16 protein-coding genes are annotated in these 19,758 nt (G+C 64.0%); 10 read left to right on the forward strand and 6 right to left on the reverse strand.

Going from position 1 to position 19,758, the window contains the following annotated elements:
• Position 1: 1 nt before the first annotated feature.
• Both MNBBLIKP_RS03275 and MNBBLIKP_RS03280 read left to right on the forward strand, forming a co-directional pair.
• Positions 2 to 1,357: an outer membrane protein assembly factor BamB family protein gene (locus MNBBLIKP_RS03275; RefSeq protein WP_088307425.1), complete on the forward strand. Its 1,356-nt coding sequence runs from the start codon at positions 2 to 4 to the stop codon at positions 1,355 to 1,357.
• Between the two features lie 114 nt (positions 1,358 to 1,471).
• Complete coding sequence (locus MNBBLIKP_RS03280; protein WP_088307427.1) at positions 1,472 to 2,797, forward strand: methyltransferase family protein; 1,326 nt, start codon at positions 1,472 to 1,474, stop codon at positions 2,795 to 2,797.
• 4 nt (positions 2,798 to 2,801) lie between these two features.
• Here MNBBLIKP_RS03280 and MNBBLIKP_RS03285 read toward each other — a convergent pair whose 3' ends face one another.
• From MNBBLIKP_RS03285 to MNBBLIKP_RS03305, 5 genes are all read right to left on the reverse strand, one after another.
• The gene (locus MNBBLIKP_RS03285) at positions 2,802 to 3,104 is read right to left on the reverse strand and encodes a putative quinol monooxygenase (RefSeq protein WP_088307429.1); all 303 of its coding nucleotides are present in this window, start codon (positions 3,102 to 3,104) and stop codon (positions 2,802 to 2,804) included.
• The gene (locus MNBBLIKP_RS03290) at positions 3,104 to 4,474 is read right to left on the reverse strand and encodes a glutamate--cysteine ligase (protein ID WP_088307463.1); all 1,371 of its coding nucleotides are present in this window, start codon (positions 4,472 to 4,474) and stop codon (positions 3,104 to 3,106) included. Before MNBBLIKP_RS03290 ends, MNBBLIKP_RS03285 begins: the two co-directional genes overlap by 1 nt.
• Positions 4,475 to 4,799: 325 nt before the next feature.
• Positions 4,800 to 7,256: a CshA/CshB family fibrillar adhesin-related protein gene (locus tag MNBBLIKP_RS03295; RefSeq protein ID WP_088307431.1), complete on the reverse strand. Its 2,457-nt coding sequence runs from the start codon at positions 7,254 to 7,256 to the stop codon at positions 4,800 to 4,802.
• A 53-nt stretch (positions 7,257 to 7,309) separates the two neighbouring features.
• Entirely contained in the window at positions 7,310 to 8,086 is a 777-nt protein-coding gene (locus MNBBLIKP_RS03300) for a 16S rRNA (uracil(1498)-N(3))-methyltransferase (RefSeq protein WP_088307433.1), read from the reverse strand.
• 124 nt (positions 8,087 to 8,210) lie between these two features.
• Positions 8,211 to 9,353, reverse strand: a complete 1,143-nt coding sequence (locus tag MNBBLIKP_RS03305) for an FAD-dependent monooxygenase (RefSeq protein WP_088307435.1) — start codon at positions 9,351 to 9,353, stop codon at positions 8,211 to 8,213.
• Positions 9,354 to 9,491: 138 nt separating this feature from the next.
• Between MNBBLIKP_RS03305 and MNBBLIKP_RS03310 the strand changes: the two genes are divergently transcribed.
• The 4 genes from MNBBLIKP_RS03310 to MNBBLIKP_RS03325 all read left to right on the forward strand — a co-directional run bounded on the left by MNBBLIKP_RS03310 (position 9,492) and on the right by MNBBLIKP_RS03325 (position 15,379).
• Entirely contained in the window at positions 9,492 to 11,933 is a 2,442-nt protein-coding gene (locus MNBBLIKP_RS03310; RefSeq protein ID WP_088307437.1) for a TonB-dependent receptor, read from the forward strand.
• Between the two features lie 81 nt (positions 11,934 to 12,014).
• On the forward strand, positions 12,015 to 13,424 hold the full coding sequence (locus tag MNBBLIKP_RS03315; protein ID WP_088307439.1) for a sulfatase-like hydrolase/transferase: 1,410 nt from the start codon (positions 12,015 to 12,017) through the stop codon (positions 13,422 to 13,424).
• 10 nt (positions 13,425 to 13,434) lie between these two features.
• On the forward strand, positions 13,435 to 14,355 hold the full coding sequence (locus MNBBLIKP_RS03320; protein ID WP_088307441.1) for an NAD-dependent epimerase/dehydratase family protein: 921 nt from the start codon (positions 13,435 to 13,437) through the stop codon (positions 14,353 to 14,355).
• A gap of 22 nt (positions 14,356 to 14,377) precedes the next feature.
• Complete coding sequence (locus tag MNBBLIKP_RS03325) at positions 14,378 to 15,379, forward strand: LysR family transcriptional regulator (protein WP_088307443.1); 1,002 nt, start codon at positions 14,378 to 14,380, stop codon at positions 15,377 to 15,379.
• On the opposite strand, the gene MNBBLIKP_RS03330 is transcribed toward MNBBLIKP_RS03325, so the two are convergent.
• Positions 15,380 to 15,796 (reverse strand): winged helix-turn-helix transcriptional regulator, encoded by a 417-nt coding sequence (locus MNBBLIKP_RS03330; protein ID WP_088307445.1) that lies wholly within the window; start codon positions 15,794 to 15,796, stop codon positions 15,380 to 15,382.
• A 100-nt stretch (positions 15,797 to 15,896) separates the two neighbouring features.
• Between MNBBLIKP_RS03330 and MNBBLIKP_RS03335 the strand changes: the two genes are divergently transcribed.
• The 4 genes from MNBBLIKP_RS03335 (at position 15,897) to MNBBLIKP_RS03350 (ending at position 19,691) form a co-directional block, all read left to right on the forward strand.
• Positions 15,897 to 16,709, forward strand: a complete 813-nt coding sequence (locus tag MNBBLIKP_RS03335) for an SDR family NAD(P)-dependent oxidoreductase (protein WP_088307447.1) — start codon at positions 15,897 to 15,899, stop codon at positions 16,707 to 16,709.
• A complete protein-coding gene (locus MNBBLIKP_RS03340; RefSeq protein ID WP_088307449.1) occupies positions 16,706 to 18,292 on the forward strand; it encodes a phytoene desaturase family protein in 1,587 nt (528 codons plus the stop codon). The genes MNBBLIKP_RS03335 and MNBBLIKP_RS03340 overlap by 4 nt, the downstream gene beginning before the upstream one ends.
• Entirely contained in the window at positions 18,289 to 18,543 is a 255-nt protein-coding gene (locus MNBBLIKP_RS03345) for a hypothetical protein (RefSeq protein ID WP_088307451.1), read from the forward strand. The genes MNBBLIKP_RS03340 and MNBBLIKP_RS03345 overlap by 4 nt, the downstream gene beginning before the upstream one ends.
• A gap of 125 nt (positions 18,544 to 18,668) precedes the next feature.
• Positions 18,669 to 19,691 carry a VOC family protein gene (locus MNBBLIKP_RS03350; RefSeq protein ID WP_088307453.1) on the forward strand — a complete coding sequence of 341 codons (1,023 nt, stop codon included), beginning with the start codon at positions 18,669 to 18,671 and terminating at the stop codon, positions 19,689 to 19,691.
• Positions 19,692 to 19,758 lie beyond the last annotated feature (67 nt).

The raw sequence follows: 19,758 nt of genomic DNA on the forward strand, positions 1-19,758 counted from the left end.
GATGAATGCGATGCAGACCAGTTCGATTTCCCGCCGCGTGATCGCCGCTCCGTTGCTTGCGGTGCTGGCGCTCAGCCTTGCCGGTTGCGGCGTGTTCGGCGGCAAGGACAAGCCGACCACACCGACCGTGGGCAACCGCATCCCGATCCTGTCGCGGGTTGATACCGGGGCCAAGGTTGATGCCGGGCTGGCCGCGCTGTCGGTGATTGTCCCCCCGGCTACCGCCAATTCCGATTGGGCGCAGGCCGGCGGCACCGCCAACAAGAGCTATGGCAACCTGGCGCTGGGCGTTGCGCCCCAGCGTTCGTGGAGCGCCCGGGTCGCCGGTTCCGACAAGAAGCAGCGCCTCGCCGCGTCGCCGGTGATCGGCGGCGGGCAGCTTTACGTGATGGATACCCAGGGCGTGGTTCACGCCTTTGACGCGCAGACCGGATCGGTGCGCTGGACCGCGGGCTTCCAGATCAAGGGTGATGGCGCAAATTCGGTCTATGGTGGCGGTGCCGCCTATGACAATGGCCGGGTCTATGTCACCACCGGCATGGGTGAAGTGGCCGCACTCGATGCCAAGAACGGCGCTGTGCTGTGGAAGGTAAAGCCTGCCGGGCCGCTGCGCGGTTCACCAACGATCGCGTTCAATTCGGTCTTCGTGATGACCATGGACAACCAGCTGTGGTCGCTCAACGCCGCCGATGGTGCGCCGCTGTGGAACGAGTCCGCTTCCACCGGGCAGACCGGGGTGTTCGGCGTGGCCGCTCCGGCCGCGGGGCAGGGCACGGTGATTTCCGGCTTCTCGACCGGGGAACTGATTGCCTACCGCTATGAAAACGGCCGCCAGCTGTGGTCGGACGCCTTGTCGCGCACCTCGCTGTCGACCTCGGTCGGGGTGCTGACCGATATCGACGCCGATCCGATCATCGATCGCGGCCGGGTCTATGCGCTGGGTCAGGGCGGGCGCATGGCCGCCTATGAACTGGTTACCGGCCAGCGGATCTGGGAACTCAACCTGGCGGGGATTTCAACTCCGGCGGTGTCGGGCGACTGGATCTTTACCCTGACCGACGATGGCAAGCTGCTGGCGATTGCCCGCGCGACCGGCAAAGTGCGCTGGCTGACCCAGCTGGCGCGCTATGAAAAGCCGAAGAAAAAGAAGAACCCGATCTTCTGGTCCGGCCCGGTGCTGGCCGGGGACCGGCTGTGGTTCGTCAATTCACGCGGCGAAGTCTATTCCGCTTCGGTTGCTGACGGCACCCCCGTGCCTTTCACCGAGCTGAAGGAATCGGTCTCGCTCGCACCGGTGGTGGCAGGCGGTACGCTGTACTTCCTCGACGATGGCGGGCGGATCACGGCGTTCAGGTAATTGAGTGCAGCCGGCCGCTCTCATCCTTTCCGCCTGCGGGAAGGGCGGGGCGCTGGCCTGTCAGCCGAATCCCCGTTACCGGCCCTTTAACCAATCCGCGCTAGGCAAGCGGGCATGACCGTGCCCGATCACAGCGCGCCTCCCCGGCCGCAAAGCGATGTTTCGTCTGCCGTCGGGCTGGTCGGGGCCCTGGGGCTGTGCCTGTGGATCCTGTTCTGTCATTTCTACCCGGAAGTGGCCCCCGCTCTGGGTCTCGATCCTGCGCGCGGGCGGCTGACCGGGCCCAATGCGGCGCTGGCCGGGCTGCTTGCCTCGGCCGGGCCGATGGTGCTCTGGTCGGTGCTGGTCGACAAGGTCCACTTGCGCCCCAGCACCGGGATCGACTGGTCGCTCAAACGGCCGCTGGGCGATGTGATGGATATTTCGATCACCAAGCTGGCCGGGCTGTGGGCCACCTGGACGATCATCGGCTGCCTCTATTTCCTGGGGCGCTGGTACTGGAACGACTTTTACGCGATCTCGATGCAGGTGCTGGCCAACGTGATGGTGCCGGTGTTCTTCCTGTCCGTGCCTTATGTCTTGTGGCTGGACCGCAATCTGGTCGAACCAAAGGACGCCAGCTGGCACTTTGGCGCGATGCTGGTGGGGCGCGAAGCCTATGACCCGGAAAAGGTTCGCATTCATTTGCGCGCCTGGGCGGTGAAAGGCTTTTTCACGGCCTTCATGATCGCGATCGTGCCCGCCGGGTTCGCCGATCTGGTGGGCCGCGACTGGAGCGAATTCGTGCATCAGCCGGCCATGCTGGCGGGACTGCTGATCACCATGATGTTCGTGTTTGATGAACAGATCGGCACGGTCGGCTATATTCTGACGATGAAGCCGCTCGATGCGCAGATCCGTTCAGCCAACCCGCATCTGGCCGGTTGGGTCGCGGCTTTGATGTGCTATCCCCCGTTCCAGGTGATGCAGGGCGGCGGGCCGATCGAATACCAGATCAATACCCGCGACTGGGCCTATTGGCTCGATGGCTACCCTGCCCTGATGTGGCTCTGGGCGGCGATGCTGGTCTTGCTGACCGCGATCTATGCCTGGGCAACCGTGATTTTCGGTATCCGCTTTTCCAACCTGACCTATCGCGGCGTGATCAGCAACGGGCCCTATGCCTACACCCGGCACCCGGCCTATCTGTCCAAGAACGCGTTCTGGTGGCTGGCAACGCTGCCGTTCCTGGTGACCAGCCATTCGGCCACCGACGCGGTGCGCAACACCTTCTTCCTGGGCTGCGTCAGCGCGATCTATTACTGGCGCGCCCGGACCGAGGAAAAGCACCTGCTGGGCGAAGACGCGAAGTACCGCGACTACCACGCGTGGATGCAGCACCACGGCGCGATCACATCACGGCTGGTGCGGCTGGGGCAGATGTTCCGGCGCCGGGTCTAGCGGCTCAAAGCTCCGCCGCGCCGCTCACTTCAAAAACGGTGATCTTGCGCCCCGAAAGCCCCAGCGCGGTGCGTTCTTCACCCCAGGTCACCATGTGCGGGCTGGCGAAATGCACATCCAGGTGCTCCCGGCTTTCCCACAGTTCGCTGACCCGGATCAGGCCCGGGTCCAGTACGTCCTCGGCATAGTTGTATTCGATGCACCCGGCTTCGGCGCGAGTGGCCAGCATCACTTTGGCCATCAAGGGGCGCGCGGCCTCCATCGCTTCGGGCGGCATGCGGAACTGGCCGATCACGGCAACGGGCATCAGAACGCCTCCTCATAGACGCGGGACAGATCGCCGCCCCATTCGCCGTGGTATTTGTCGAGCAGGACCTGGGCGGGCACTTTGCCGCTGCGCACCACTTCGTCCAGCGGAGCGAGGAACCCGGTTTCGTTGTCTCCCACCCCGTTGATCCGCCCGCGCGCGGACAGCCCGGAGCGCGAGATGTCGAGCACTTGCCCGGCGATGTCGCGCAGGGTCCCGCCGCCGGGCAGCGGCGCGTCGAGCCCCAGCTTTGGCACGGCTGCTCGCAAGGCTTCGCGCCCGTCCATGTCCCAGTCCTTGACCAGATCCCACGCCGCGTCGAGCGCGCCCTGATCGTACAGCAGCCCGACCCACAGCGCCGGCAATGCGCAAATCCGGCTCCACGGCCCGCCATCGGCGCCGCGCATTTCCAGAAAGCTTTTCAGCCGCACTTCGGGAAAGGCGGTGGAAAGGTGATCGACCCAGTCGCTTTCAGTCGGAAGCTCGCCGGGCAGCGCGGGCAGTTCGCCTTTGAGAAAATCGCGGAAGCTCTGCCCGGCCGCGTCGATATATTTGCCATCGCGGAACACGAAATACATCGGCACGTCGAGCATGTATTCGACATAGCGATCATAGCCAAACCCGTCTTCGAACACGAAGCCCAGCATCCCGGTGCGGTGCGGGTCGGTATCGGTCCAGATATGGCTGCGGTACGACAGGAAGCCGTTGGGCTTGCCATCGGTGAACGGCGAATTGGCGAACAGCGCGGTGGCAAGTGGTTGCAATGCCAGCGAAGTGCGGAATTTCTGCACCATATCCGCTTCACTGCCATAGTCGAGATTTACCTGGATCGTGCAGGTCCGCAGCATCATGTCGAGGCCGAGGTTGCCGACCCGCGGCATGTGCCGCAGCATGATCTCATACCGCCCCTTGGGCATGATCGGCAGGTCTGCCCGGGCCTTGTCCGGCCACATGCCCAGGCCCAGAAAGGCCGTGCCGGTGCGTTCACCGATTGCTTTCACCTGATCAAGGTGACGGCCGGTCTCGTCACAGGTCTGGTGCAGGTTATCGAGCGGCGCGCCCGACAGTTCGAGCTGGCCCGCTGGTTCGAGACTGACCGCGCCGTCGCTGCCCGACATGGCGATGACGTTGCCGCCCTCAAGCACTTCCTTCCAGCCAAAGTCCTTCAGCGCCAGCAGCAGGTCGCGGATCCCGCCCGGCTCATCATAGCTGGGCGCGTGATGATCGCTGCGCTTGAACACCAGCTTTTCGTGCTCGGTGCCAATCCTCCACCGCTCACGCGGCTTTTCACCTTTGATCATCGGCGCGATCAACTGGTCGCGGCTCTCGATCACCGGATCGTTGCTATCTGAAACCTGTCTGGTGCTCATGGCGCGGGGATAAGTGCGCCGCGCGGCTTTCGCCAGCAATATTTGCGAGAGCCTGTCCTGATTGGGTGGAGGTATCGGCACGGAGCCTGATTTGGCTCAGCGCGAGGCGCGAGGAGGGAGCCATGCCATCGCATAGTGACCCCAATGGCTCTTGGCTCGCAACGCTGCGCTGGGCCAAATCAGGCCCGCCCTGCGGGTCGGCATCAGGAAACCCGCTGGACAGCGCCCACGTCGCTTGCAGGGGCAACGAGCCCTGCTGCACACCGCGCCTTGCCAGCGGGCTTTCTGATGCGATGACGAAGCCTCCACCCAATCAGGACAGGCTCTACTGCACCGTTACATCATAAATCAGCGCGACCGAGGCTGCTACCGCCAGCGAAGCGGCTTGCCCGGAAAGGGTCGAGCCAGAGACGGAAGCGCCGAAACCGTCGGTCTCATCGGTGCCGGTGGCGTTGTCATCCTCCACGGTTGCGGCGGCGGCACAGCTTGTGCCCGATTTCATCGTTCCCGCAACATAGCTGACCGTGCCGGGCAGGGCATCGGACAGGGTGATCGTGCTGGCCGCCGAATTGCCGCCATTGGTGATGGTTACGCAGTACCGCATCGTCGCGCCTGGGATCGCCTTGGGATTGGTGGTGCCATTCACCGGATCGCTGACCACGCTGCTGGTCTTGGCCACGGTCAGGTTGGGATAGATCACGGTGATCTGGTAATCCTCAACCTCGCCATAGCCGGCCAGGCCGCTGCTGGCGGCACTGCTGTTCGATGAAAAGCGCAGCCGGGCAATGGTGGGATTGATAGTGGTATTGGCCGGCGGGGTAAGCGCCAGGGCAATCACGCCGTTGGCCAATCCGTCACTATCGCCGCTGCCACCATCGACAGCATCGGTAATGGCCGCTTCATTGGTATCGCCAAAGTCACCGTCACCATTGCGATCGAACCACAGGCTAAGCTTGCCGGGGCCGCTCACTGCGACATTGATTGTGCTGGTCTGGCTGCGAAACAGGGCTGGGATGGTCGCGCCGTCATCGGCATCGGCCGAGGCATTGGCACTGTCATAGGCGGCGCTTTCGCTGGTCACGGCCGCACCCATACGCAGGCCGGGCAGGCTGCGATGATTGGCCGCGCCATAACTGGTCCCGGTCAGCGGTGCGTCGCTGAAATCATAGGGAGCATAGAACCCAAAGGCGGCGGCAGTTCCGCCAGCCGAATAGATCGTTACGCCCAGCGATAGCGCGGATGCGGTGCTTTCCACCACGGCTGTCCCAACCCCGCCAACCGGATCATAGATCGTGGTGGTTCCGGCGGAATTGCTGACCGTGATCGAACCATAGGTTTCGATCGTCTGCCAGGCCGTGCCGTTGCTGGTGGCGCTGATCGATTCGTTGGTGGTCGGCCCGTCGGAATCCTCGGCATCGCCCATGACATAGCGCAAGCTGACCGGGCTGCCGTTGAGCGTGGCAGACAAGGCCAGATTGAATTGCGGATCCCCGCTCGGGATATAGTTGACCAGCCCGATCGGATTGAGTCCGGCGTGGAGCAATTGCAGCGTATCCCCGCCCCATTCACCAACGGTGTAGGGCCGGATATCCTGCGTAATGCTGGTGATCTGTCCGGTGATCGCCATGCCGTCGCCCACGGTCCAGCTCTTGTTGACCGTGGCCCCGGCGTTGAAGAAGGCTGTGCCGGTACAGGTCCAGTCGAGCCAGAAGATCTGCCCAACCTTGGCGCTGGTTCCGCTGCTGGCATAGCCCGATCCGGTAGCGGTCGATCCCGTGGGGCAGTTGATTGTGTTGGCGCCAATCGTGACTGTCCGGCTGGCATAATCGTCTTCGCTGGTGACGCCATTGTTGACGGTGGAATCGGGATCGGACTGAGAACTGGCGGTTATCTGGGCAGTGTTGGTCACGCTGCTGCCAACCGCGCCGCTGGCGGTGGCGGTGATCGTCAGGCTGGCCGAACCACCTGCGGCCAGGCTGCCCACGCTCCATGCCCCGGTGGCACTGTTGTAGGTGCCGGTGCCAGTCGAACTGACATAGGTCGCGCCGCTTGGCAGCACGTCACTGACGGTCACTCCGGTTGCGGTAGCGCTGGAGGACGCAGCGCTGGCTGCAGTAAGGGTGTAGGTGAACGTGGTGCCATAGGTCGGCGCGGCGCTCGACGAGGTCATCGCCAGCGACAGGTCGGCCAGGGTGGTGCCGGTGATATAAAGATCGGACCGGGTAAAGGTGCCGACGTCGACCGAAGCATTGTCGCAGATGGTCAGCGTCCAGGTGCCGAACGAGCGCTGACCATTGAAGGCGGACAGCACGGTATTGGGACGGAAGTTGTGAGAATAGGGCGGAACAGCTGCGATTGAATCGGTGGCACTCACCGCATGGTTGACGATCGGTTGGGAAGCAGAATCGTCGAACAGGTCGGAAAGGTTGTCACCATCTCCGCCTTCGGCATTCATTAGCGTGACCACGGTACCCTGCGGCGATCTCAACGTGATGATCAAGTCGGCGCGAAAGGTGTGCTGCAGTGCCACACCTATGTTCACATCGGTGATCGTCACATTCGATCCTGCGGTGAAAGTTCGAACGAGCTCGGTTCCGGTCCCGCAAGTTACATCGTTGATCGCACCGCTGGTGTTGTTGGTGTACTGACTGCTGGCCTGCGCCCAGGTCGCGCTGGGCCAGGCCAAGGCCAGCAGGCACAGCAGACCCAGCGCCAGCCGCAGCGCATGCAGCGTCGCACTGAAGGACGCGGATAGGGGATATGACGGCCATGCCTGTGACATGGCCTGCAAATAACGCCAGCGTGGCTAAGCGATTGCTGCCGGGGCGCTAGGTATCAATCCTGATCGCGGGCCCAATCTCCGGTCACCCCCATCCACAGCGCGGTGGCGGCCAATGCAGCAGTTTCGCCGCGCAGCACGCGTGGACCCAGCGTGATCGCGCGGGCCTGGGACAGGGCGCGGATCGCTTCGCGTTCGGCTGCGTCAAACCCGCCTTCGGGGCCAGTCAGCACGGCGGCGGGGCCGCTATGGGCGGCAAAGGCTGGGGCGGCGGCGATTCCGCCTGCCTCATCGGCAAAAAACAGTGCGCGCGCCGGTTCCCATTGGCGCAGCAACTGATCAAGCTTCACCGGCGCGAGCAGTTCGGGCAGGGCGGTACGGGCGCACTGTTCGGCGGCTTCGGTCAGGATCGTCTGCGCCCGCTCAAGATTGAGCTTGTCGGCCACGCAGCGCCGGGTCAGCACCGGCTGAATCTGCCGCACCCCCAGTTCGCACGCTTTTTCCAGCACCAGATCGAACCGGTCCTTTTTGAGCAAGGCAGCGCAGAGCGTGAAATCGGGCACGCCCTCGCGCGGGCGCAGCAGGCTTTCGCAGGCCAGCACTACCTCGCGCTTGCCGGCCTCCAGCACCCGCGCGGCCCATTCGCCGGTCTGGTTATCACACAGCACCACTGCATCACCCGCGCCCACCCGCATCACCCGGGCAAGGTAGTGCGCCTGCGGGCCCTCGATCGTCACGTGATCGGCCACTCCCAGCGGCCCGGGCACAAACAGGCGCGGCGCGCTCTTGGGCGGCCAGGCGGGAATCTTGGGCTGATGACTGTCGCTGGTCATGGTCAGGCGGTGTGGCAAATTGCCGCGCGCCTGTCCATTTGCGTTATTTTGACAACACCGGCCCGCTCCCCCGGCCCGGTGTTGCTGCCGAAACTCGCTCTTTCGCGAGTTTCGGAGAAGTCCCTCAGAACGGTTCGTTGAGCCGCGCCAGCGCGCCTTCGATCAGCCCGGCGATCTGGTCCGGGCGACCATGATCGAGCTGCAATTGGCCAATCGCCACGCTGCTTTCGATCACATCGCGGCAACGGTCGAACCGGCGGTCTTCATAGGCCTGCAGCGCGGCGTTGACCGAAGCGTTGCGGGCCAGTTCCTGCGCCAGCACGATCGCGCTTTCCACGGCCATGCCTGCGCCGCTGGCAAGGTGCGGGGTGGTAGCGTGGACCGCATCGCCCAGCAGCACGACCCGGCCATTGGACCACGGCCGCGGCTGGAGCACCGCGGCCAGCGGGCGGTAATTGATCCAGTCTGCGCGGGTCATGTTGTCACGGATCCACCCGGCATTGCCGCCGAACGGGGCCAGGTGCGCTTGCAGATGATCGAACAGTTCGTCGTCGCTGAGATGCTCCTCGCGTTCGACATGCGGGGTCAGCAGGAACAGGTAAACCGCATCCTCGCCGCAAATGGTGATGCCGCAGGGGGCTTCGGCACCGAAATAGAATTCACCCATGTTGTCCTGTTCGGGCGGCTTGCGGATTGAGATGCGCCAGCAGCCCTGGCCGGTTGGCTGGGCCGGGCCCATGTGCGGAAAGCACAGGTCGCGCACGCCCGAAAACACGCTGTCCGCGCCGATCACCAGATCATAGCGGCCGCTGCTGCCGTCCGAGAAGGTCGCGTCCACCGCATCGCCGGTTTCGGACAGCGCGGTCACGGTCAGGCCAAGCCGCACCGGGATGTCCAGCGCCCGAACTGCATCCTGCATGATCCGGTGGAGCACCGGGCGCATGATCCCGCCGGTGGCGGGCAGGCCTTCCTCGATTACCGGTTCGTCCAGCACGCGCAGGATCTGACCGTTGAACAGCCGGATCCGCGAATGGTCGGTGACGGCGCCTTCCTGCTTGATCCGGTCCAGCAGGCCAAGCTGGCTGTAAGCGCGCAGCGTTGGCCCGGTGATCGTGATCCCGGCGCCATAGACCCGCCAGTCCGGATCGAGATCGATCAGATCGACCTTTACCCCGGCGCGCGCCAGGCTGATGGCTGCGGCCATGCCGCCAATTCCGCCGCCCACGATAAGTGCGCTGGCAATGCTGCTGATGTTCTCCCCGGTCATGCTGCCTGCTTAGACGGGCGGGCGCGACAAGGGAATTCCGAACCATGGATAGATAGCCATCCAAACAATCAAAGCGACCTTGCCAGCACGGGTCATTATGCACGCCATCAACAATCCGCGTATCGGGGAGGATCACGCATGCGCTTTGCACTCTATACCACCACCGCTCTGGCCGCATTCGGCCTGGCCGCACCAGCCATGGCCCAGGCAGCCGATGACCAGTCCGGCATCACCGATATCGTCGTCACCGCGCAGCGAAAGGAAGAATCGCTGCAGAAGGCCGCCTTGGCAATCGATGCGGTCAGCGCGGCCAGCTTGACCAGTCGGGGGATTTCGTCGGCGACGGACCTGACCAAGTCGGTGCCTGCGCTCAGCATTCCGGCATCGGGCGGTTCGATCGCCTCGGTGTTCCTGCGCGGGGTCGGCAACATCACCACCAGCAGCTATAACGATCCGGCAGTCACCCCCAACTATGACGGCGTGGTGCTGGGGCGCGGCGGCGGTGTGTTCGGTGCGGCATTCTACGATCTGCAGCGCGTCGAAGTGCTCAAGGGGCCGCAAGGCATTCTCTATGGCCGCAATGCAACCGGCGGGGCGATCAACATCATCCCGATGCGTCCCGAACTGGGCAAGAACGGCCTGGGCGGGAGCTTCAGCTATGGCAATTTCAACGCGGTGGACGTGAACGGCCACGCCAACCTGGCCGTGAGTGAAACTTCGGCGCTGCGTATTGCGGGCAGCTATCTTGAACATGACGGCTACAACCGCGATGGCACCGACGATGCCAAGCGTGGCAGTGTCCGCGCGCAGTTCCTCTATCAGCCATCAAGCGACCTTTCGCTGCGGCTGGCAGGCGATTACACCCATGTCGGCGGGTTCGGTCCTGGCGGGACCTATCTGGGTGGCTATACTCCGGGGCCAACCGGCTACACCTTCACTCCGACCACTTTCGATACCAACGAAGGGTTCAACACGGCGGCAGCCAATGCCTATCGCAAGACCGTGCTGGGCGCGCCCGGGTTCGGTTTCCTCAGCGCCATGAACCGCGATCAAAAGCTGGATGCGACCTATTGGGGGGTCAATGCCGAACTGAACTGGCAGACCGGCATCGGCAAGCTGACGGTGATCCCGGCCTATCGCGAAACCAAGGATCGCACGTTCCTGACTGGCCCTGCTTTCAACGTTTCGAACACCAACGAGGACATCAAGCAGTTCAGCCTGGAAACCCGCCTGTCGGGCCAGAACGGGATGCTGGATTACGTGCTGGGTGGATACTATTTCAACGAAAAGATCCACGCGAACAACCAGTACAATCAGGAATTCGTACTGCCGATCCAGGTCTATGACCACAAGGCGGACAGCTGGGCGCTGTTCGGCCAGCTGACCGGGCATGTCAGCGACCAGTTCCGCCTGATCGGCGGGCTGCGCTATACCCACGACAAGAAGTCGATCAACGGCATCATCAACAATTTCATCGCCTTCTGCGGCGGCATTCCGCCGGTTACGCCGCCGGCTTCGTTCGGCGTTGGCGGGCGTCCGGGCGGCTGCGCCAACCCGGCGGCGCTGCCGCGCTTCCCGAACTTCCTGAACACGGGTGACACGGTCAACTGGCTGAAGACCAATGGCTGGATCCCCGCCGGGATGACCGACCAGCCCAACACCCAGGTGTTCCCGCTGCTGTCGGGTGCCGGGCTGATCCTCAAGACCTACAGCCCCAACGTCGATAGCGGCACTTTCACCCGCGCGACCTGGAAGGCTTCGGCCGAATACGATGTCGGGGCGAGCAACCTGCTCTATGCCACGGTCGAAACCGGCTATCACTCGGGCGGGTTCCAGATGGCCGAGGGGCGTCCGCGCTACAAACCGGAATATATCACCGCCTACACCATCGGATCGAAGAACCGGTTCCTTGACAACAAGGTGCAGCTCAACCTGGAAGGCTTCCTGTGGAAGTACCGCAACCAGCAGATCACCTATTTCACGGTCGATACCAGCGGCACGCTGATCAACTCGAACGAGAACGCCGGGCGCTCGACGATCAAGGGGTTTGACGTTGATCTGGTGGTCAAACCGGCGGGAGGCACCACGATCAGCGCCAAGCTCCAGTACCTCGATTCGAAATACGATGACCTGCATCTTTACACTGCCGCCCCGCGTGACAACTTTGCCTGCCCGTTTACGCTGACCGGCCAATTTGCTGGCGGCGCCCCAGTGAAGGATTTCAACTGCTCTGGTACCACCGGGCTGTTCGCGCCCAAGTGGACGCTCAACTTTGGCGTAGAACAGGTTGTGCCGGTGACCGACAACCTGGAACTGGTCGCCGACGTCAATACCGCCTGGCGCGACAGCCAGTGGGGGGCGTTTGAGCGGCTGCCGTTCGAATTGATCCCGTCCTATTGGACAACCGATGCCTCGCTGACCCTGCGCAATGCCGAAGGTGGCTGGGCGATCACCGGCTATGTCCGGAACCTTGAAAACAAGCGCCGCAATCTGGCCCCGCAGTCCTCGCCGATCGGCGTGGCCGTGGCACACTATTCGGCGCCGCGCACCTACGGGCTTCGTCTCAGCGCGGATTTCTGAGGACGCCTGCCACATGATGCAGCCCCGGTGCCGCAAGGCGGTGCCGGGGCTTCGTCTTGATCAGATCGGGAGCGGGATGGGATGAGCAGCACCAATCGCCGGCAATTTGTGGCCGGACTGTCAACGACAGCCTTGCTTGCGGGAACGTCGCTGTCAGCCGCAAAGCCCTTGGCCAAATTCGGCAAGGGTCAGGCGGCGGCGCCCAACATCGTGTTCATCATGGCCGACGATCTTGGCTATGCCGACCTGTCGATCACCGGTTCGCACCATATCAAGTCTCCCGCGATCGATTCGATCGGGCGCGAAGGGGTGGTGCTGCGCCAGGGTTACTCATCAACCCCGATCTGCTCACCCACCCGCACGGCCTTGCTTACGGGGCGCTATGCCCAGCGGCTGGCCGTGGGGATCGAAGAGCCGGTGGCCGCCAATGCCCCCGCGAACCTGGGGCCGCCGCTTGATCAGCCGACGATTGCCTCGGTGCTGCGCGATCAGGGTTACCACACCAAGCTGATCGGCAAATGGCATCTGGGCGATCCCGGCAAGCACGGCCCGTTGCAGCATGGCTATGATGAATTCCTGGGCATCGTCGAAGGTGCGGCGGACTATTTCCGGCACAGGATGGTCATGGGCAACAGGGAAGTCGGCATTGGCCTTGCCCGCGATGACAAGGGGATCGCGGCAGGAGGGTACCTGACCGACATGTTCGGTGACGAAGCCGTGCGGACAATCGAGGCCGCTGGTGACAAGCCGCTGTTCCTCAGTCTGCACTTCAACGCGCCGCACTGGCCGTGGGAAGGGCGCGAGGATGAGGCTGCGGCCCGGACCATCGGATCTTCCCAGCACTATGACGGGGGCAATCTCGCCAAATACCGGGAAATGGTCGAAATCATGGACCAGAACGTGGCCAAGGTGCTGGCGGCGCTCAAGCGGACCGGCAAGGCTGACAATACCCTGGTGGTCTTTACCAGCGACAACGGCGGAGAACGCTTTTCCGAAACCTGGCCGTTCACTGGCCAGAAGGGCGAAGTGCTGGAAGGCGGAATCCGCGTTCCGTTGCTGGCGCGCTGGCCAGCCCGGATCGCGGCAGGCAGCACCAGTCAGCAAGTGATGGCATCGATGGACTTCTTGCCGACGTTCCTGTCGATCGCGGGCGGAAATGTCGCAGCCGCCGGCCGGTTTGACGGGATTGATCTGTCAGCGCAGCTGCTGGGCACGGCAGCGCCGGTCGAACGGACGCTGTTCTGGCGCTTTAATGCGGGCGGGCAGGCCGCCGTGCGGCAGGGCGATTGGAAGTACGTCAAGCTGGGCGGCAAAGAGCATCTGTTCAACCTGGTGCAGGATGAGCGCGAACGGGCCGAACGCGGGCAGGCCGAACCGCAACGCCTGGCAGACATGCGGGCACTGTGGGATCGCTGGAATGCCGAGATGTTGCCCTATCGGGTGGACGGTTTCTCGGAGAGTGTCAAAACCGCCTATCCTGACCGGTATTGAGGGGCAAGCCATGCGTGTCGTCATCACCGGTGCAGGCGGGTTCGTTGGCCGCCAGATCGTTGCCCGGCTGCTCGCGCGCGGGGATCAGGTGGTCGGGATCGACAGCCAGGCGAGCGGTATTCCAGCCGGAGCGGAAGTGGTCGCGGGTGACCTTGGCGATAGCGCGGTGCGCGCTGCGGCACTGGCAGGCGGGCTCGACGCGCTGATCCACCTCGCCACGGTGCCGGGCGGCGCGGCAGAGGCCGATCCGGTGGCCAGCCGCCGGATCAATGTGGATGTGATGTACGATTTGCTGCTGGAAGCGGCGGCGATGCGGCCCGGCTTGCGGGTGGTCTATGCCAGCTCAATCGCGGTCTATGGTGATCCGTTGCCGGCATTGGTCGATGATCAGACCCCGCTCAGCCCGAAGATGATCTATGGCGGGCACAAGGCGATGATGGAACATGCCGTCGCAATGTTCTCCAATCGCGGGATGATTGACGGGGTGACGGTGCGCTTGCCCGGCATCCTCGCCCGCCCCAAGGGGCCAAGCGGCATGAAGAGCGCTTTCATGTCGAACCTGTTTCACGCGCTGAAGGCGGGCGAAGCGTTCGCGTGCCCAGTCTCGGCCCAGGGCACGATCTGGGCGCAATCGGTGGCGCGCTGTGCGGACAATTTCCTGCACGCGCTCAGTCTGGATGCGGCGCTGCTGCCGCCAACCCGCGCGGTCACCCTGCCGGCCCAGCGGATCGCGATGGGCGATCTGGCGGGAGAGATCGCGCGGCAGTGCGGGGTCTCGCCCGATCTGGTCACCTACCAGCCGGATGCCGCGCTCGAAGCCGCCTTTGCGTCGAACCCACCGCTGGCGACTCCGGCCGCCGAGCGCGCCGGATTTGCGCATGATGGAGATCTTGCTACACTCGCCGCCAGCGCCCTCGTGACTTTGGAATAGACGGGGGGCTTGGAGGTTGGCGATGCGGTTCGGACGGCTTGACCTCAACCTGCTGGTTGCGCTCGATGCGCTGCTTACCGAAAAGAGCGTGAGCCTGGCGGCAGACCGGCTGTGCCTGTCGCAATCGGCCACTTCCAGCGCGCTGGGCCGGCTGCGCGACTATTTTGGCGATGAATTGCTGATGGTCAAAGGGCGGCACATGATCCTGACCGCGCGGGCCGAAGAACTGATTGAACCCGTGCGCGCGGTGCTGGAACAGATCCGCAGCACCATTGCCATCGCTCCGCCGTTCGATCCCGCCACGGCTGAACGCCAGGTTCGGATCATGGCGAGCGATTACACCACGCAGGTCCTGCTCGCCGAAGCGCTCGCCCAGCTGGAACAGGACGCGCCGAACATGCGCTTCGAAATCCAGCCGATGAGCACCAACCCGATCGAAGCGGTGGAGCGCGGCTATATCGATCTGTTGATGACGATCGATTTTGCCGTATCCGCCGATCATCCCAGCCAGGTCCTGTTCGAAGACGATTACGTGGTGGTCGGCGATGCACAGAATCCGGCCTTGCAGGGTGAAGTGACGCGTGAACGCTATTTCGAACTGGGCCACGTCACCGCCCGGTTCGGGCGCGCGCAGATGCCGGCTTTCGACGAATGGTTCACCCGCCGACAAAAGCAGCAGCGCCGGATCGAGATTGTTGCGCCCAGCTTCCTGTCGCTGCCGGGGCTGGTGCTGGGTACCAGCCGGATCGTCACGATGCATCGCCGCCTTGCCGAACAGGTCGTGCAGACCTTTCCACTGGTGATGCGCGAACTGCCTTTCGCAATCCCGCCGATCCGCGAAGTGGTGCAGTGGCACCTGACGAACAGCAATGACAAAGCGCTGCGCTGGGTGGTCGAACGGCTCGAAGCCGTGGCCCAGCGCCGGGCGCAGGGTGCCAGCAACGTGATCCCGCTGGAGCCGGTCGACGAAGTGCTGCGTGATGAGATTGCGGTGCGCTGGCAGAACGATACCGGCCAGCGCTGATCAGGCGTCCGCGTCGAACCTGGCCCGTGCCGCACGGATCGGGCCGGACTGTTCCTGAATCCACCCGATCAGCCCTTGCGCCTGCGCCAGCAAACCCTGCCCCAGCGCTGTCAGGGTATAGCTGACCCGCGGCGGCACATCCCCGGTTACGCTGCGCGCCACAAACCCATCGCGTTCCAGCGTGCGCAGCTTCAGCGTCAGCACCCGCTGCGAGATCGCCTGTTCGGCTGATAGCTGCGCCAGCACCCGTTTCAGTTCGGCATGGCGCCATGCGCCCATGCCCAGCACCAGCAGGATCAGGGTGGTCCACCGATCCCCCAGCAGAGCCATCACCGCGCGCACCGGCGCGTCGCGCTCGGTCCCATGGGCGGCCATCTGCGCGGCCAGTGCAGCGATGCCGTCGCGCGGCGCGGTCATGTGCCGGTCCCCTTGCAGGGCACAAATAAGTGCCGTCTTCCCACCATCGCCGTGCAGCTTAAGACCAGTGGCAGGACAAGCAAGTACCGGGAGAGTGATCATGGCAGGCGATGCGATCCGTCTTGATGGCAAGGTTGCAGTGATCACCGGCGGGGCTGGGGGGATCGGCTTTGCTACGGCCCGGCTGATGACAGCGCGCGGCGCGCGCGTGGTGCTGGCCGATATTGCGGTGGAGCGCGCGCGGGAACTGGCCGCAACGCTGCCCGGTGCCATCGCCCTGCCGCTCGATCTGGGTGACGAGGCGTCGATCGAGCAGCTGATCGAAAGCACCGTGGCGCACTTTGACCGGCTTGATGTGCTGCACAACAACGCCGCGCTGCTAGGGCCGGAGATTGCGCAGAACGATGGCGATGTGGAACGCATGGCGACCGAGCTGTGGGACCGGACCTACCGCGTAAACGTGCGCGGCACGATGATCGCCTGCCGCTCTGCCCTGCCGCACTTGCGGGCGAGCAAGGGCAACGTGGTCAACACGGTCAGCAATCTGGCGCTGCAAGGCCACCTGATCCAGGCCGCCTATGCCAGCAGCAAGGCCGCGATCATCCAGCTGACCCGCTCGATCGCCGCCAGCCACGGGGTCTACGGTGTGCGCTGCAACGCGGTCGCGCCCGGTATGACCGTCACTCCGGCCCTGCTCGAAGCCTTCCCGCCAGCGCTGCGCAAGGCGGTCGAGGACGAAACCCTGCGCGACCAGCTCGGCGCGCCCGAGGACATTGCCGAAGCCGTCGCTTTCCTCGCCTCTGACGCGGCGCGCAACATCACCGGGCAGGTGCTGGTCAGCGACGGCGGCTGCGCCAGCCACGTGCCCGGCATCGCGGGCTTTCGCGCCTTCTTTTCGGGAGACCAAGCATGAGCCAGTACGATGTTGTCGTGATGGGTGCGGGTCACAATGGCCTTACCGCCGCGGCCTATATGGCCAAGGCTGGCAAGAAGGTGCTCGTGCTGGAACGCAAGCCCCACTATGGCGGCGGGGTTTCGACGCGCGAGCTGCTCCACCCCGGGTTCTGGCATGACGAGCATTCGAACGTGCATATCATGATCCAGGGCAACCCGATGCTGCGCGAGGATGAGCTGGGGCTGCTCTCCAAATTCGGGCTCGAATACATCTATCCCGATCTGGTCCACGTTTCGATCTGGGAGGATGGCACTGTCCTCCGCAGCTACAAGGACCTTGACCGGACCTGCGAGGAACTGGCGCGGGTGGCGGGCGAGAAGGACGCGGAGGCCTATCGCCGGTTCGTCGGCATGAGCCAGACTGCGCTGCCGATGCTGATGAGCGGGATGTACGCCCCGCCGTTTCCGCTGGGCGCATTCGTGGCGATGATGGACCAGAGCGACGAAGGCCGCTTCCTGCTCGACCTGATGCAGCGCACCGCGCTCGACATCGTCGATGCCTATTTCGAGAGCGACCTCTTGAAACTCCACATCGTCCGGATGGTGACCGAAAACCTGCAGATGCCTGACGAGCTTGGCACCGGCATGGGCGCCTTTGTGATGCCGGGGATCATCCACACATTCGGCTGTTCGATGCCCAAGGGCGGTTCCGGCCAGCTCAGCCACGCGCTGGTTCGCGCGATCGAGCATTTCGGCGGCGAAGTGCGCTGCAATGCCGAGGTTGCGCGGGTGCTGGTCTCGTCCGGCAAAGCGGTCGGGCTGGAATTGACCGATGGCGAAACCTTCATGGCGCGTGATGGCGTGATCGCCGCGCTCCACCCGCATGTGCTGCGCAAATTCGTGGCCGAAGTGCCCGAACCGGTGCTCGAACGCGCCGAGCGGGTGACGCAATCGACTTTCTCGATCAACCTGACCCACATGACGCTGAAGGAGCGGCTGAAGCTGAAGGTCGGGAATGATTGCAATGCGATGATGACCGAACTGATGGACTTCTATTCGGTTCGCGACATGTGCCTGGAATATGACAAGCTGCGGCGCGGCGAGGTGAGTGAGCGGCTGATCGCGGGCGGTGACAACACGGTGTTCGATCCCAGCCGCGCGCCTGATGGGGCCGGGGTGTTCTATGGCGTCAATTTTGCACCCTATGACCTCTACCCGGATGGCCCCGGATCGTGGGACGCGCGCAAGGATGAGGTCGCGGACAAGGCCTTGGCGCAATACCGCAAATTCTATGTGAACCTGACCGATGACAATATCACCGGCCGCTTGATCCGATCGCCAGTCGATCACGAGCGCGACAGCCCGGCCAGCTTCGTGCGCGGCGACATCCACGGCTGTGCGCCGTTCTTCTACCAGTCGGCCGGCCATCGCCCAACCCCGGATCTGGGCAGCCTGCGCGTGCCGGAGATCGAGGGACTCTATCTGGTCGGCCCGTTCATGCACCCCGGCGGCGGCGTGTTCGGCGCGGGGCGGGCGACCGCGATCCAGATGATGGACGATGCAGGCATCGATTACGACAAGGTCTGCGGGAGGCCAGTATGACCGAGCGAGAACGGGCAGTGAGCAAGAAGGCCAAAATTCCCACCGCCGTCATCCTTGATGCCAACGACAAGGAACTGATGGCGATCCGCAAGATTTCGGGCGAGGCGGGCAACCTGGTGATCCGCGGCAAGATCTTCGGCGCGATGCCGATGGTCGCCAAGCTCACCCCGGCCGAGGCGCGCGCGGCGCTGAGGTTGCTGGATTTCAGGACCATCCTGTTCCTGCTGACGCTGCTGTTCCGGCGGGGCTGAACCACCCTTCCATAAATCCGATACCGCGCGTCCCGTTCAATCCATGCCCCGGATTTGCGCTGGATCAACAACCGCAGCCACGCCCCGCCCCATGCCGCTTCCCATCTTCGAGGGAGCATTCGCATATGGCGATTATCGGTATCCGGCGGTTGATCTGGGCGGTTGATGATGTGGCGGAATGTGTCCGCTTCTTCACCGACTTCGGGCTGACGCTGATCGAACGCAGGCCGGACGAGGCCTTGTTCGAAGTGGCAGACGGATCGCAGACGCTGATCCTGCAACACGGCCACCCGCGCTTGCCGCAAGGCACGGTGCAGACCGGCAAGGGCGTGTTCGAATGCGTCTGGGCGGTGGACAGTGCCGAGGGGCTTGCCCGGATCAAGGCGCGGCTCGGTCCGGACATCGCACTGCACACCGATGCCGAGGGCGTGGTCCATTTCGTCACCCCGTTCGGGCAAGCGATCGGCCTGCAGGTGTGGCAACCGCGCGCGGTGTTCGGCGCGCCGACCCCGCAGAACACGGTGGGGCGGATCGAACGGCTCAACCAGCCGCGCAAATGGATCGACCGCGCGCTGCCCAAGCGTACGCACCACTGCGTTTGGACCTTTCCGGACGTCCAGCAGGCGCTGGAATTCTACCGCGACAGATTGGGCTTCCGGATCACCGACATGCAGAAGGGCTTCGGCGTCTATATGCGCGCTGACGGCTGTTATGAGCACCACAACGTGTTCCTGGCCAATGCCCACGCGCCGATGCCGGGGTTCAACGGCACGCTCAAATTCCATCACGCCAACTGGGAGGTGGAAGACATCGATGAACTGATGGTCGCCAAGAACTACCTCGATCGGCGCGGCTATCGGTACGGCGACTGGAACTGGGGCTTCGGCCGTCACCGGCTGACCAGCGCGGCGTTTTTCTATGTCCCCTGCCCGGCGGGCGGCGATGCGGAATACGGCGCGGACTGTGACTGCGTCGATGACAGCTGGAAGCCGCGGATCTGGGACGGCGCGTTCGGCACAGCGATCTACATGACCAACCTGCCGGACTTCATGCAGGGCGAACCCAACTGGGACGTCACCTACGCGCGCCCGGACCAGCTGCACTATCACCCCGCCGATCCGGCCCCGCTGGCCGAAGCGGCGGAATGAACACGATCCTCTCCATTTTTGCGAAGCACAAATGGGGAGGTGGCAGCCCGCAGGGCTGACGGAGGGG

This window comes from Novosphingobium sp. B 225 (assembly GCF_002198665.1).
Lineage (GTDB): Bacteria > Pseudomonadota > Alphaproteobacteria > Sphingomonadales > Sphingomonadaceae > Novosphingobium.

Excerpts from the sequence above, each read along its gene's own strand:
- MNBBLIKP_RS03275 (WP_088307425.1), top strand. The coding sequence starts at position 2 with ATGAATGCGATGCAGACCAGTTCGATTTCCCGCCGCGTGATCGCCGCT.
- MNBBLIKP_RS03345 (WP_088307451.1), top strand. The coding sequence starts at position 18,289 with ATGACCGAGCGAGAACGGGCAGTGAGCAAGAAGGCCAAAATTCCCACC.
- MNBBLIKP_RS03350 (WP_088307453.1), top strand. The coding sequence starts at position 18,669 with ATGGCGATTATCGGTATCCGGCGGTTGATCTGGGCGGTTGATGATGTG.
- MNBBLIKP_RS03335 (WP_088307447.1), top strand. The coding sequence starts at position 15,897 with ATGGCAGGCGATGCGATCCGTCTTGATGGCAAGGTTGCAGTGATCACC.
- MNBBLIKP_RS03320 (WP_088307441.1), top strand. The coding sequence starts at position 13,435 with ATGCGTGTCGTCATCACCGGTGCAGGCGGGTTCGTTGGCCGCCAGATC.
- MNBBLIKP_RS03300 (WP_088307433.1), bottom strand. The coding sequence starts at position 8,086 with ATGACCAGCGACAGTCATCAGCCCAAGATTCCCGCCTGGCCGCCCAAG.
- MNBBLIKP_RS03330 (WP_088307445.1), bottom strand. The coding sequence starts at position 15,796 with ATGACCGCGCCGCGCGACGGCATCGCTGCACTGGCCGCGCAGATGGCC.
- MNBBLIKP_RS03340 (WP_088307449.1), top strand. The coding sequence starts at position 16,706 with ATGAGCCAGTACGATGTTGTCGTGATGGGTGCGGGTCACAATGGCCTT.
- MNBBLIKP_RS03315 (WP_088307439.1), top strand. The coding sequence starts at position 12,015 with ATGAGCAGCACCAATCGCCGGCAATTTGTGGCCGGACTGTCAACGACA.
- MNBBLIKP_RS03285 (WP_088307429.1), bottom strand. The coding sequence starts at position 3,104 with ATGCCCGTTGCCGTGATCGGCCAGTTCCGCATGCCGCCCGAAGCGATG.
- MNBBLIKP_RS03310 (WP_088307437.1), top strand. The coding sequence starts at position 9,492 with ATGCGCTTTGCACTCTATACCACCACCGCTCTGGCCGCATTCGGCCTG.
- MNBBLIKP_RS03280 (WP_088307427.1), top strand. The coding sequence starts at position 1,472 with ATGACCGTGCCCGATCACAGCGCGCCTCCCCGGCCGCAAAGCGATGTT.
- MNBBLIKP_RS03295 (WP_088307431.1), bottom strand. The coding sequence starts at position 7,256 with ATGTCACAGGCATGGCCGTCATATCCCCTATCCGCGTCCTTCAGTGCG.
- MNBBLIKP_RS03325 (WP_088307443.1), top strand. The coding sequence starts at position 14,378 with ATGCGGTTCGGACGGCTTGACCTCAACCTGCTGGTTGCGCTCGATGCG.
- MNBBLIKP_RS03290 (WP_088307463.1), bottom strand. The coding sequence starts at position 4,474 with ATGAGCACCAGACAGGTTTCAGATAGCAACGATCCGGTGATCGAGAGC.
- MNBBLIKP_RS03305 (WP_088307435.1), bottom strand. The coding sequence starts at position 9,353 with ATGACCGGGGAGAACATCAGCAGCATTGCCAGCGCACTTATCGTGGGC.